The following is a 13,840-nucleotide window of genomic DNA, read 5'->3' as shown; positions in this document are numbered from 1 at the left end:
ACATTGGTGAAAGAATGCCAATTTTAGCCGCTATTTTTAACGCACCACGCATGCGGCGGAACGAAGCCCGTAATTCTTCTATCCAATTTTGAATCCACGATGCGTCGCGGTTAGAATGCAAAATCGCCCTGATATCGCACGAGTTCGCGTGTGGCTTGGGTTCAGGTTGGGATCAGATGATTCAGCGGATGGCGGGATGGCGGGATGGTGCCATGCATCCAAGGCGAGGGCGCGGCATTATCCAGAGCTTTTGCCTACCTTATCATGGCAGCCCGTGTGATATTATAGACACATACGCGTAAAAAAACGACCAATCGCACCTACAACTCTTGCATATGAGGCTGACGGAAGCTTTACAGAAACATGAATTGAATCTGAACACTATTTTTATTTTTATTTCACGAAAATTTAAGCTGGGGAGCCTTCACATGAAAAAATCTCGTCTCTTTATCGCAGCGTCGTTTGGCAGTCTCGCGATGGTTATTGCGTCACCGTCTTTTGCGCAGGCTACTCCTGCGCCTCAGGATTCTGAAGATGAAGTCGTGGCCAAAACGAGTGAAGTTGTCGAAGAAGCAACTAGCGCCATCGTGGTGACTGGTTCTCGTATTCGTCGCGACACCTTTAGTACCATAGAACCAATTACCGTAGTTACCGCAGAAGAAATCACGCAAGGTGGCTTCAATAGCGCCGCGGACGTGCTGCAGAGCCAAGTCGTGACTGCCGGCGCTGGGCAAATCAACAATTTTTATGGCGGTTTCGTAACCGCAGGCGGTACCGGCGCAAACACGCTAGGTCTTCGCAACCTTGGCCCCGCACGTACGCTCGTTCTGCTGAACGGTCGTCGATTGGCGCCTGCTGGTACGCGAGGCAACGTTCTTGCCGCTGATCTTAACGTTCTGCCGACGGCAATTGTTGAGCGCATTGAAGTTCTCAAGGCCGGTGCCTCGTCAATTTATGGTTCTGACGCCGTCGCAGGCGTTGTAAACATTATGACTGACAAGAAGGTTCGAGGGGTCACTCTTGACGCTCAGGTCAACATTCCTGAAGTCGGTGCTGGGGTTGATCGTCGGATCGCTACGACCTTTGGTTTTGGCGATGACCGGTTCAACGTGCTCGGCTCATTCGAGTATCGTAAGCGGGAGGCTTTGCGTCTCAACGACCGTGATTTTACCAGCTGCCCTATTCCAGGTTACAAGCTTGATGCAGCCTCCCCTCTGGGCTCGGACGATCCATATCCATTGGGTGATCCCCGTAACTGCTTCACCCTAGACAATGGTGGCGTGACCATTAATACACTGGGCCTGCCTAACCGGTCTGCTATTGGCCGTACAAGCGGGACATCAGCCACATTTAACCGCTTTGTTCCTGCCCCGGGTACTGGTGGAGGTACGCCTGGGTATCTCGGTGTAGGTCTTTATGACCGCGATACGTTTGATCCTGCAAGTCAGGAAGAAGAGCTGATTACCCCTGTTGAAAATTACACTGGGTTTCTCGCTGGAAGCTATCAGACAGACCTTCTCGGCAACGCAGAGATTTATGGTGAAGTGCTTGCTACTCGCCGCAAGTCGTCTTCACTGCTGTATCGCCAAGTATCTTTGGACTATTTGAGAGGTAGCCCGCTTTTACCAGTGGAATTCCGCTCGGGGGCATTTTTAGCTGCGAACAACGTGTCTAGTGGTCAAGTGGTAGCTGCCCGCGCTTTTGTAGGCTTCGGCCTCACAGATTCATCACAAGAAGTTGATTATGTTCGTTTCGGCACAGGTATCCGCGGTGATTTTGCATTCGATGGCTGGCGTTATGACGCTTATGTTGGAAAATCTTGGACAGATGGAACGTACGAGATTGAGTCTTTCTTAATCGACAGAATGGCAAATGCGATGAACGTTGTCGAATCATCCACTGGCGTCCTGAGTTGTGCCAGCGCCGCTTCAAACGTGAACTGTGTACCAGGACCTCGTTTGACGGCGGATGTAATTGGCGGCAAATTGCCCCAAGGGTTTCGTGATTATATTCTGGTGAACACTATCGGGAACACTAAGTTCCGTGAAACGACCGCTAGCTTTAACGTAGATGGCCCGTTGTTTGCACTGCCAGGTGGTGATGTGCAATTGGCATTGGGGGCTGAATACCGTAAGCAAAAGATTGACGACACGCCTGATGCAAACTCCATTAGCGGTAACCTTCTTGGTCTAACCGCTGGTACGCCCACGCGGGGCACTGACAACGTCAAGGAAGTGTTCGGCGAAGTTTTCGTTCCGATCATCTCCGATCGTCCTTTCTTTCAAAACCTGAGCTTAAATGCCTCTGCCCGTTACACCGACTATGCGTCATACGGCAGCGATACCACTTATAAGGTTGCGGGCGAATGGGAGTTCTTTAAAGGGGTCGGCATTCGTGGCAGCTACGGCACATCGTATCGCGCCCCTGCTCTTTCAGAACAATTCTTGGGCGCTACCAGTGGCTTTAGCAGTGGCGGAAGCGATCCTTGCGATTCCGACAACTTTCCCCGCGCTAATGGTCAGCCAAACCCAAGCGCATACTCTACGGCCCAACAACAGCGAGCTGCCAATTGCAAGGCAATAGGCATTGATACTAATACCTTCCAACAGAACTCCAGCATAACTTTGTTCCAGCGTGGTGGTGCGGAAACTGGTTTGTCTGCTGAAACATCGCGTAACTGGTCGGTTGGTGCTGTTGTTCAGCCACGTATTTCCAGTTCAACAACGTTGGGCCTCGCTTTGGATTATTTTGATATCCTAGTCTCTAATGGCGTGTCCTCGATTTCCGGCGGCACCATCCTATCTCGCTGCTACAGCGCCGTTGACTTCAGTCCATCTGACGGTTTCTGTAAGTTTGTAAAACGAGATGCAAACCAGATTTTGACTGTAACCAGCGGATACGTGAACTTGTCTCAGGATGTCGTGAAGGGATTTGAGCTAACGGGACGCTTTGCAACGCTGCTATTCGGTGGTCGTTTTACTTTCAACGCTAACATGACGAAGTACACAGAGCAGAGTGATAAAACGTTCCCCGAAGAGATTTTGCTTGATAGCAATGGGACGTTGAACGTGCCTGATTTGGTCGGCAACTTCGACGCTACCTACAGCACGGGCCGTGTGTCGCTCCGCTATGGTGTGTCTTGGTTTAATGGTAGTAGCGGCACTGCAGTGTTCAATTCAACGAGCCGAACAACAGGCTTAGTCAATCAGGCCAATGTTGACGCCTTGACTGAGGGCTACCAGATTGAAGTTCCTGATTATTATCAGCATAGTGCCTCGGTTCAGCTAAACGTCACGGATAAATTCCAGATGACCCTCGGTGTCCGCAATCTGCTTGATAAGGATCCACCAAAGATCACTGCTTATTACACGACAATCGGCAACGCCCCGCTCTATTCGGGTTATGATTACACCGGCCGTCAGTGGTTCGTGAACACGAACTTCAAGTTCTAATCGTAGCACAACACAAAAAAAGGGCGCCCGTTGTGGCGCCCTTTTTTGTTTAACTGAGTTATCGGCGCGACGCGCTATAAGGGAATGCCACAAGCATCAACTCCAAATACGCGCGAACCTAGATCCTAAATTTGTGAGCAGCTCATATTGTGATAGCCCTGTTAGGCCAGCAGCAGTCACAAGGTCATATTCGACATCGACCCAGTCGCCTTCACGCAAATCCGGAGCGGCGTCGAGATCAAGCGTCACAAGGTCCATCGACACGCGGCCGATAACCGGCAACGCACGTCCATCTACCCAAGCCATCCCCTTGCTCGAAAATGCGCGCAGATATCCGTCGGCATAACCAATAGATATCGTGCCCAAGCGGGTCTCTTTGGAACAGACATAAGTTGCGTTATACCCCACCATTGCGCCTGCGGGTAAGTTGCGCACCTGCAAAAGCCGCGCCGAAAGGCGAACAACCGGTCTGATCCATTCCTCCATTCCCGCACGGGCAATACCGCCGTACAGGCTGATCCCAGGGCGCGTCAGGTCAAAATGATAGTCTGCGCCCAACATGATGCCTGCGCTATTGGCTAAGCTAAACCGCTGCGCATTGGTTGCGGAAACAGCTTGGCTAAACATATTAAGCTGCGCACTGTTCTGCGCAACATCGGTGTCCGCCGACGCCAGATGCGACATCAACATATCAACCTCTACACCGTCGAGCGCGCCGTCGGCGATGTGCTGCGGCACAAGGCCCAAGCGGTTAATGCCGCTATCGAACATCACATGGCAACGCCCTCCACCTGCGTTGCGCCAGTTGGCAAGCTGTTCCGGCGTATTCAGCACTGGAGTGGCCCCCAACGCCCGCGCGGCGGCAAGATCGGATTGCGCCAGACCATTTAGCACCGATATCCAACTGGGCGATACCAAATCGGCAATGGCTTGCGCCTCGCCCCAATGGGCGACGAAAAAGTCACGGCACCCTGCATCACGCAAACGGGCCACAACCTCGCGCACACCCAGGCCATAAGCATTGGCTTTTACCGCAGCCCCTGCCCGCGCCGCGCCGCTATGTGCATCTAGCGCGCGCCAATTAGAAACCAACGCCTCGCCGTCAAGGTGAAGGCGCAAAGGAGGCTCAAAATCCGTCATCGACCGCCTTTTGTCCCTGCTGGACGCGCTGTCAATCCAGCTCCGTTTTTCCGGATGTTTCCGGCAGCCAAATCAACGCTACGATGAATGCCATCGCGGTAATCGCCACTGTATACCAAAGCCCAGAAAAAGGCTGACCAGTCTGCGCAACGATATATTGGGAAATATACGGCAAAAACCCGCCAAAATAGCCTGTGCCTATGTGATAGGGTATCGACATGGACGTATAGCGGATTTTGGCCGGGAATAATTCCACAAGGATTGCCGCAACTTGCCCATAAGTCATGCCTGACAATGCCACCATCAGGAACACCGCCAAGATGATTTTCCAAGGTTCGCGCTGCGCTGGGTCTGACTTGTCGGGGTATCCCGCCTTTTCCAGAGCGGTGATATAGGCTTTTTCATCAAAACCCTTAATATTTGCGTCACCTACGTTCAACGATACGGTATCACTTGCCTGCTTGCTATAGGCTATGCCGCGCTTCGTCAGGAAGTTGAGCGCTTGCGCACATTCCGTTTCATGCACGCGATTGAGTGCGTTAAAATCACATTTTGGCATAGACAGCGTCACAGGATTGTTCTGTGTCGCCCGCGCTAAGGCTGGGTTTGCCGCATCGGCCATCATCCAGAAAATTGGGAACACGCCCAGTATGGAGAGCGCATAGCCAAGCAAGAGCAACCTTTTGCGGCCCCATTTGTCCGACAACCAACCGCACGCAACATAGGTCGGTGCAGCCAACGCCGCGCCTACTGCCATATATAAAAGCGCATCAGTCTCCGGAACGCGCGCAGTGCCTGTCAGAAAATATAATGTGCCGAATTGGGAGGTATAATAAATAACCGTCAATCCGGCAGCGACGCCGAATAATGCGACGAAAATACGCCCCACATTGCCTGGATATTGAAAGCTTTCCAAAAACGGATTTTTAGACGTCGTGCCAGCTTCCTTCATCGCCTTAAAAACGGGGCTTTCCGACAATTTAACGCGCATGAAGAGGGAAATCGCGAGTAACACAATCGAGGTCAAGAACGGCACACGCCAGCCCCATGCCTCAAACGCCTCGTTGCTCATGGATTGGCGGGTGATCAACACCACAATCACTGCGAGCAGAAATCCGCCAGCAACCGATGCCTGAATCCAACTGGTATATTGGCCGCGTTTGCCGTCGGGTGCATGTTCCGCAACATAAATAGCAGCCCCACCATATTCGCCGCCAAGCGCCAGTCCCTGAAGACAGCGCATAAGCAATAGCAAACCCGCGGCCCATAGCCCTGCGGTTTCAAATGTCGGCAGCAGCCCAATGGCCGCAGTCGCAACACCCATGAGCGTTATGGTGACAAGAAAGGTATATTTTCGGCCAATTTTGTCCCCGAAATAGCCGAACAATATTGCGCCAAATGGTCGCACACCAAAGCCTGCACCAAAGATAGCAAGCGATGCCAAGGTGGCAGCGGTCGGGTTATCCGCGGGGAAAAACAGCTTGCCGATCAGCGCCGCCAAAATGCCATAAACGAAAAAATCATACCATTCGAAAACTGTGCCCAGCGACGATGCTGTTATAACCAAGCGGTCGCGCTTTGGATCAAGTGCGACTTCAGTTTTGGCAGTACTGGCCATGATATTCCCCTAATAACCCTTTCCGACTGTTTTAATGCCAATGTCGGCACTTACAAGCAGGTTCACTCCATCTCCAATATCACGGCGTCGACGGCTAGGCTGTCTCCAGCCTGCGCATTGATCAACTTTACCGTCCCGGATTTTTCCGCGCGCAAGATATTTTCCATCTTCATCGCTTCTACCACGGCGAGTGGTTGACCCGCCTCAACCGTGTCACCGACATTGACATGCAAATTGGTGAGCAGTCCCGGCATTGGGCAAATCAGAAACTTGGACAAATCTGGCGGGATTTTTTCTATCATGTGCGTGGCAAGATGCGCGATATGCCCTGGCAACACGCGCGCAAAATGGGTTGCGCCGCGCGTCGTCAGATGAAAGCCAGTTCGCGTTTTGCTGATTTTGACTGCGAGTTCATCTTCCCCGATTTCTGCTTCGATTAAGCGATCTCCGGGGTCATATTCCATCGACAGGTCAAAAGGCACGCCGTCGACATGGATGTCGCCATCCACCATTTCGATTTCATGGACCGCCTCGCCGATCGTCACTTGCCAACGGGCCGGCGGATCAAGCGTATCGCCCAATTGACCGTCAACATGCCGCGCGCGGTCGGCCTCCGCCGTCGCTACAAAACCAGCGATGGCGCAAAGTGATGTGACCAACTCGGGCGTCGATGCTGCGCCTTGGAAACCATCAGGATATTCCTCGGCGATGAAACCAGTCGTGAGTTCGCCTGATCGGAAACGTGGGTGTTGCATGATGGCGCTGACGAAATCGATATTGTGGCCAAGCCCCTCAATTTCGAAGCGGTCAAGCGCCGCGATTTGTAGGTCGGCTGCTTCATTCCGCGTTTTACCCCAGGTGATGAGCTTGGCGATCATCGGATCGTAGAACATCGAAACTTCACCGCCATCATAGACGCCGTCATCGACACGAATGCCCGCAACACCGCGGCGACCATTAGCATCTTCATCCTCGGTCCAACCCGCCACTGGCGGACGATAGCGCGTCAACCGTCCCGTGCTCGGCAAAAAGCCGCGATAGGGGTCTTCGGCATAGACGCGGTTTTCAATGGCCCAACCGTCGATTTTGATGTCGTCTTGCGTCATGGCAAGCTTCTCACCCGCAGCGACGCGGATCATCTGTTCGACCAGATCAATGCCGGTGATGCATTCGGTTACGGGATGTTCCACCTGCAACCGCGTGTTCATTTCAAGAAAGTAAAAGCTCTCGCCGCTTGGGTCTGCGCCAGATACGATCAGCTCGACCGTTCCGGCGGAGTAATAGCCAACCGCACGCGACAGCGCCACGCACTGCTCGCCCATGGCTTTGCGCATTTTCGGCGTGACGAAGGGCGATGGTGCTTCCTCCACCACCTTTTGGTGCCGCCGCTGGATCGAACATTCGCGTTCGTTCAGATATAAAATATTGCCGTGCTGGTCGCCCAATATCTGGATTTCGATATGGCGTGGATTGAGGATGAATTTCTCGATAAACACGCGATCATCACCAAATGAGTTCAGCCCTTCGCGCTTGGTCGCTTCAAAGCCTTCGCGGACATCCTGCTCATTATAGGCAAGCCGCATCCCCTTGCCGCCGCCGCCCGCAGACGCCTTCATCATAACGGGATAGCCGATTTCTTCCGAAATCCGCACGGCATGTTCCGTGTCATCAATTTCCCCGACAAAGCCGGGGACGACATTGACGCCCGCCGACATCGCCAGTTTCTTGGATTCAATCTTGTCGCCCATCGCGGCAATTGCGTTTACGGGCGGGCCGATAAAGGCGATGTTCTCCTTGGCCAATGCTTCGGCAAAGCTGGTGCGTTCGGACAGGAAGCCATAGCCTGGATGTACAGCTTCGGCGCCCGTTTGTTTGCACGCCGCAATGATTTTATCGGCAATTAAATAAGACTGCGCCGCAGGCGAAGGCCCGATATGCACCGCCTCATCGGCCATTTGCACAAAAGGCGCGCGCGCATCGGCATCGGAATAGACCGCAACGGTAGCGATCCCCATCCGGCGAGCGGTTTTGATGATCCGGCAAGCAATTTCGCCACGGTTTGCGATTAGGATTTTTTTGAACATATAACTCCCCCAAAGCCGTCACCCTGAACTTGGTTCAGGGTCCATGGTGCCACGCACACCGACAGTTGTTGCTGAAAAATGGATGCTGGAACGTCAGTCACCGCAGGTGAAACGAGTTCGGCATACCGAGAATTTAAACTCACTCCGCCGCCTCCAACGCCTTACAAGCCCGAAGCGGCTCCTCTGCATCCATTGGGCGCAGACCCAACTTTGCCAGCAACGCGGCGTCCTTATCGTCGCCTGCATTGGCCGCCGTCAGCAATTTGTCGCCCGTGAAAATGCTGTTCGCGCCCGCCATGAAGCACAAAGCTTGCGTCGCTTCGCTCATGCTCTCGCGGCCTGCACTTAACCGTACCATGCTCATTGGCATGGTGATCCGCGCCACCGCAATCGTGCGGACAAATTCGATATCGTCAATCTTCGCCAGCGGGGTATCGGCGAGCATATCGCCCAGCACCGTGCCCTTCACAGGCACCAAGGCGTTTACCGGCACGCTTTCGGGATGCTGTGGCAAGGTCGCCAGCGTATGAATAAAGCCCACCCGGTCGGCGCGGGTTTCACCCATGCCGACTATGCCACCGCTGCACACGTTTATGCCCGCACGGCGGACCTCGGCCAGCGTGTCGAGCCGGTCGTCCATCGTGCGCGTGGTAATGATCTCATTATACCGCTCTGGCGAGGTATCGATATTGTGATTGTAATAGTCCAAACCAGCGTCGGCGAGCATATCGGCTTGGCTGGGTGTCAACATGCCCAAGGTCATGCAGGTTTCCATGCCCATGGCGCGCACGCCCTGAACAATCTGCACAATCGCGGGCATATCCCTGTCTTTCGGGTTGCGCCAGGCTGCGCCCATGCAGAAGCGGCGAGAGCCAGCATCTGCGGCCTCAGCCGCCTTTTGCAACACCGCTTGGACGTCCATCAACTTCGTTGCCGCAACGCCGCTGTCGGCTTTGACAGATTGCGAACAATAGCCGCAATCTTCGGGGCAGCCACCGGTTTTGATGGAGAGCAATGTGCACAGCTGAATCTGCCCCGCCGCATGATGCGCGCGGTGCACGGTCTGCGCTTGATATAGCAGTTCGTCGAACGGCAGATCAAACAAAGCAGCGATCTCGGCGCGGGTCCAGTCGGTGCGTTGATTAGACATAATTTCCCTTATCATTAGCGCCACCCTGAAATTGTTTCAGGGTCTTACTTGGGTGCCAACACCGCAAAAAGTAAGATACTGAAACACGTTCAGTATGACGGTGGTATTTAGCATTATGTTGCATCGTTCAACGGCGGCATATTATGCCCCAATAACGTCAAAACATCTGCGGCGCACTCAACGACATTGCTGCCTGGGCCGTAAATGCCCTGCACCCCTGCCTCACGCAGAAAATCATAATCTTGTGGTGGAATAACACCGCCTGCAATCACCTTGATGTCGCCGCGTCCTGCCGCGCGCAAACCTTTTACCAATTCGGGAATCAACGTCTTGTGTCCGGCGGCAAGGCTGGATGCACCTACTGCATCAACATCATGCTGTAGCGCGAGTACAACGGTTTCTTCGGGCGTTTGGAACAATGGCCCGCTGATAACGTCAAAGCCCATATCCGAGAAAGCCGACGCGATGACATTGGCGCCGCGATCATGCCCGTCCTGACCCATTTTCGCGACCAAGAGCTTGGGCTTGCGGCCTAAGCGGCGGCCAACCGATTCGACGCCATCCAATACTTGCGCCCAGCGTTTGTCGAATTCATGGGCGCTGCCATAAATACCTTGAACGGGAACCGGCGTAGTTGCGTAGCGGCCAAACACAGCCTCCATCGCGTCGGAAATTTCGCCCAATGTGGCGCGGACGCGGGCGGCTTCGACGGCGAGTGCCAAAAGGTTTGTGCCGCCTTTCGCGCCTTCAGTCAGAGCCGTCAACGCCGCCTGACATGCGGCCTCATCGCGTGCGGCACGGGTGGCCGCAAGGCGCGCAATCTGCCCCTGACGGACAAAGTCATTGTCGACTTCCAACGTGTCGAGCTGGTCTTCTGTGGCGAGCTTATATTTGTTGACGCCAACGATAACATCTTCGCCTTTGTCCACACGCGCTTGCCGTGCGGCGGCAGCTTCTTCGATAAGGCGCTTTGGCATGCCCGATGCCACGGCCTTCGTCATGCCGCCAAGTGCGTCTACTTCGCCGATAATTGTCCACGCTTGGTCAACCAATTCGGCCGTCAACGCCTCCACATAATAAGAGCCACCCAAAGGATCGACGACCTTGGTAATGCCGCTTTCTTCAGCCAACACAATCTGTGTGTTGCGGGCGATACGCGCCGAAAAGTCGGTCGGCAGCGCAATGGCTTCATCCAGCGCATTGGTGTGCAAAGACTGCGTCCCACCCAAGGTCGCGGCCATTGCCTCAACCGTCGTGCGGATAACGTTGTTATAAGGATCCTGCTCTTGCAAAGACACGCCCGACGTTTGGCAATGGGTGCGCAACATTTTAGAACGCTCATCCTGCGCGCCCAACTCGTCCATGACGCGGTGCCACAAGGTGCGCGCCGCGCGCAGTTTTGACACTTCCATGAAAAAGTTCATGCCAATGCCAAAGAAGAACGACAAGCGCCCCGCAAACGCATCAATGTCCAGACCTGACGCGATAGCGCGCTGCACATATTCCTTGCCATCGGCAATGGTGAAGGCAAGTTCTTGCACGGCGGTCGCACCCGCCTCATGCATATGATAGCCGGAAATGGAGATGCTGTTGAACTTGGGCATATTGGCGCTGGTATAAGCGATGATGTCCGACACGATCCGCATCGATGGTTCGGGTGGGTAAATATAGGTATTGCGGACCATGAACTCTTTAAGAATGTCGTTCTGGATCGTCCCGTCGAGTTGGGCTTGGGCAACCCCCTGCTCTTCACCCGCAACGATAAAAAAGGCGAGGATCGGAATGACCGCGCCGTTCATCGTCATCGATACTGACATTTGATCGAGCGGAATGCCGTCGAACAGGATTTTCATATCCTCAACGCTGTCAATCGCAACGCCAGCCTTGCCGACATCGCCGACAACGCGCGGATGGTCACTGTCATAGCCGCGATGCGTGGCAAGGTCGAAGGCGACCGAAAGGCCCTTTTGTCCAGCGGCCAAGTTGCGGCGATAAAAGGCGTTGGATTCCTCGGCGGTTGAGAATCCCGCATATTGGCGGATCGTCCATGGGCGGCCTGCATACATGGATGCGCGCACACCACGCGTAAATGGCGCAAAGCCGGGAAGCCCGGGATCGCCAGCATCTTGCGCGGTATAAAGCGGCTTTACAGCAACGCCCTCGGGCGTATTCCAGGTCAGGTCCTTGCCCTTAACCTCTTTTTCAGCCGCTTTTTTCCACTGGTCGATATTCGTCATAAAAACTTCCATTTATTAAGACGTCACCCTGAACTTGTTTCAGGGTCCATTTTGCCTCTCAAACCGATTCTCTCGGCAGATAGATAGACCCTGAAACAAGTTCAGGGTGACGGGGTGGTGTCTGGTCGCACTAATGCTCTGCTCCTACACCCACCTCCATAATTTCCGTCAAAACACCTTGCATATCCTTGGGATGCACAAAGAATATCAATGTCCCGTGCGCGCCAATCCGTGGTTCGCCAAGCACGCGTTTGCCCATTGCCTCAAATTCCGCCTTTGCAGCATGGATATCAGGCACTTCGTAACAGACATGATGCTGCCCACCCGCCGGGTTCTTTTCAAGGAACGCCGCGATTGAAGCATTGCCGGGGAGCGGTTCGATTAACTCGATCTGCGTGCCGTTCATCGCTCCGTCTGCGCCGGGCGTATCGACAAAGCACACCTTCACCCCCTGATCAGGCAGGTCGAAAGGATCATGAATCTTCGTCGCGCCCATCACATCGCGATAAAAGATGATGCTGTCCGCTATGGATGGCGTCGCGACGCCGATATGGTTGAGACGGCCGAGTTTCATTTTATATCCTCACAACGGAATATTATCATGCTTCTTCCAAGGGTTTTCCAACGCCTTGTTGCGCAATTTCCGTAGGCCCAAGGCAATCCGCTTCCGCGTGGAATGCGGGTAGATGACCTCGTCGATGAAACCCTTGCTCGCCGCCACAAAAGGATTGGCGAAGCGGTCTTCATATTCTGCGGTTTTCACCGCTTGCTCTTCAGCCGATAGCCCACGGAAGATGATCTCCACCGCGCCTTTCGCGCCCATCACGGCGATTTCAGCCGTTGGCCAAGCGTAATTGAGATCGCCGCGCAAATGCTTGGACGCCATCACGTCATACGCGCCGCCATAGGCCTTGCGCGTGATGATGGTGATTTTGGGCACGGTCGCCTCGGCATAAGCGAACAGCAGCTTTGCACCATGCTTGATGATGCCGCCATATTCCTGCGCGGTGCCGGGCAAGAAACCGGGAACATCGACGAAGGTAATAATCGGAATGTCAAACGCATCGCAGAAACGGACGAAGCGCGCGGCTTTTTTGGAGCTGTTGATGTCGAGCACGCCGGCCAGCACCATTGGCTGATTGGCGACAATACCCACAGTGCGGCCCTCAATGCGGCCAAAGCCGATGATGATGTTCGCCGCATGGCTGGGCTGAACCTCAAAAAAGTCCGCCTCATCAACTGTTTTGCGGATCAGCTCATGCATATCATAAGGCTGGTTCGCGCTGGGCGGGATCAACGTGTCGAGGCTCGTTTCAATCCGGTCCCATGGGTCTTGCGTCGGACGCTCTGGCACGCCCGCGCGGTTATTCTCAGGCAGATAGTCAAAGAAGTCGCGGACTGACAGCAATGCATCAATATCATTTTCAAACGCATTATCCGCCACGCCCGACTTGGTCGTATGCGATATTGCGCCGCCCAATTCTTCTTGTGTGACAACTTCATTGGTCACCGTCTTCACAACATCGGGACCCGTGACGAACATGTAAGACGAATCCTTCACCATGAAGATGAAGTCGGTAATTGCCGGCGAATACACCGCGCCGCCAGCACATGGGCCCATGATCAGCGAAATCTGCGGAACGACGCCGCTGGCCAAGACATTGCGTTGAAACACCTCGGCATAGCCGCCAAGGCTGGCCACGCCCTCTTGAATACGCGCGCCGCCGCTGTCGTTCAGGCCGATGACCGGCGCGCCGACTTTCATCGCATTGTCCATCACTTTGCAGATTTTCATCGCATGGGCTTCGGACAAGGAACCGCCGAATACGGTAAAATCCTGACTGTAGACATAGACCAGACGGCCGTTAATCGTACCGCTTCCGGTGACAACACCATCACCCGGTATCTTTTGTTCCGCCATGCCGAAATCGGTGCAATTATGCGTGACATAGGCATCGAGTTCTTCGAAGCTGCCTTCATCAAGTAAGATATCAAGACGTTCGCGCGCGGTCAGACGGCCCTTGGCGTGCTGCGCATCAATACGCTTTTGCCCACCCCCCAGTTTCGAAGCCGCACGGCGTGCTTCCAGTTCAGCGATATTGGCCGACATGGCATTCCCCATAAGCAGTTTTGTTGCCAAAAGCCTTGGCATCCTGTCG

The 13,840-nt window shown here is 54.1% G+C and carries 8 protein-coding genes; 1 reads left to right on the top strand and 7 read right to left on the bottom strand.

Features of this window, described 5'->3' with window-relative positions; translation table 11 throughout:
- The first annotated feature begins 335 nt into the window (after positions 1–335).
- A complete protein-coding gene (locus ACILP3_RS01545) occupies positions 336–3,452 on the top strand; it encodes a TonB-dependent receptor domain-containing protein (RefSeq protein WP_395614915.1) in 3,117 nt (1,038 codons plus the stop codon).
- A gap of 96 nt (positions 3,453–3,548) precedes the next feature.
- Here the strand turns inward: ACILP3_RS01545 and alr are convergent, their stop codons facing one another.
- From alr to ACILP3_RS01510, 7 genes are all read right to left on the bottom strand, one after another.
- Positions 3,549–4,592 (bottom strand): alanine racemase, encoded by a 1,044-nt coding sequence (gene alr / locus ACILP3_RS01540; protein ID WP_395614914.1) that lies wholly within the window; start codon positions 4,590–4,592, stop codon positions 3,549–3,551.
- Between the two features lie 31 nt (positions 4,593–4,623).
- Positions 4,624–6,210, bottom strand: coding sequence for an MFS transporter (locus ACILP3_RS01535; RefSeq protein ID WP_395614913.1), 1,587 nt, complete (start codon positions 6,208–6,210; stop codon positions 4,624–4,626).
- A 62-nt stretch (positions 6,211–6,272) separates the two neighbouring features.
- Positions 6,273–8,294 (bottom strand): biotin carboxylase N-terminal domain-containing protein, encoded by a 2,022-nt coding sequence (locus ACILP3_RS01530; RefSeq protein WP_395614912.1) that lies wholly within the window; start codon positions 8,292–8,294, stop codon positions 6,273–6,275.
- 139 nt (positions 8,295–8,433) lie between these two features.
- Positions 8,434–9,444: a biotin synthase BioB gene (gene bioB, locus ACILP3_RS01525; protein WP_395614911.1), complete on the bottom strand. Its 1,011-nt coding sequence runs from the start codon at positions 9,442–9,444 to the stop codon at positions 8,434–8,436.
- 113 nt (positions 9,445–9,557) lie between these two features.
- Positions 9,558–11,681 carry a methylmalonyl-CoA mutase gene (scpA, locus tag ACILP3_RS01520; RefSeq protein WP_395614910.1) on the bottom strand — a complete coding sequence of 708 codons (2,124 nt, stop codon included), beginning with the start codon at positions 11,679–11,681 and terminating at the stop codon, positions 9,558–9,560.
- 130 nt (positions 11,682–11,811) lie between these two features.
- The gene (mce, locus tag ACILP3_RS01515; RefSeq protein WP_395614909.1) at positions 11,812–12,255 is read right to left on the bottom strand and encodes a methylmalonyl-CoA epimerase; all 444 of its coding nucleotides are present in this window, start codon (positions 12,253–12,255) and stop codon (positions 11,812–11,814) included.
- 9 nt (positions 12,256–12,264) lie between these two features.
- Positions 12,265–13,791: an acyl-CoA carboxylase subunit beta gene (locus tag ACILP3_RS01510; protein ID WP_395614908.1), complete on the bottom strand. Its 1,527-nt coding sequence runs from the start codon at positions 13,789–13,791 to the stop codon at positions 12,265–12,267.
- Positions 13,792–13,840 lie beyond the last annotated feature (49 nt).

It is taken from the genome of Sphingorhabdus sp., assembly GCF_044239665.1.
Taxonomy (GTDB): Bacteria; Pseudomonadota; Alphaproteobacteria; order Sphingomonadales; family Sphingomonadaceae; genus Sphingorhabdus_B.
The sequence above is the reverse complement of the archived record's forward strand: the minus strand, read 5'-3'. Positions and strand labels throughout refer to the sequence as shown.

What these genes read in the sequence shown, in the direction of transcription:
- ACILP3_RS01545 (WP_395614915.1), top strand. Translation starts at nt 336, where the DNA reads ATGAGGCTGACGGAAGCTTTACAGAAACATGAATTGAATCTGAACACT.
- alr (WP_395614914.1), bottom strand. Translation starts at nt 4,592, where the DNA reads ATGACGGATTTTGAGCCTCCTTTGCGCCTTCACCTTGACGGCGAGGCG.
- ACILP3_RS01535 (WP_395614913.1), bottom strand. Translation starts at nt 6,210, where the DNA reads ATGGCCAGTACTGCCAAAACTGAAGTCGCACTTGATCCAAAGCGCGAC.
- ACILP3_RS01530 (WP_395614912.1), bottom strand. Translation starts at nt 8,294, where the DNA reads ATGTTCAAAAAAATCCTAATCGCAAACCGTGGCGAAATTGCTTGCCGG.
- bioB (WP_395614911.1), bottom strand. Translation starts at nt 9,444, where the DNA reads ATGTCTAATCAACGCACCGACTGGACCCGCGCCGAGATCGCTGCTTTG.
- scpA (WP_395614910.1), bottom strand. Translation starts at nt 11,681, where the DNA reads ATGACGAATATCGACCAGTGGAAAAAAGCGGCTGAAAAAGAGGTTAAG.
- mce (WP_395614909.1), bottom strand. Translation starts at nt 12,255, where the DNA reads ATGAAACTCGGCCGTCTCAACCATATCGGCGTCGCGACGCCATCCATA.
- ACILP3_RS01510 (WP_395614908.1), bottom strand. Translation starts at nt 13,791, where the DNA reads ATGTCGGCCAATATCGCTGAACTGGAAGCACGCCGTGCGGCTTCGAAA.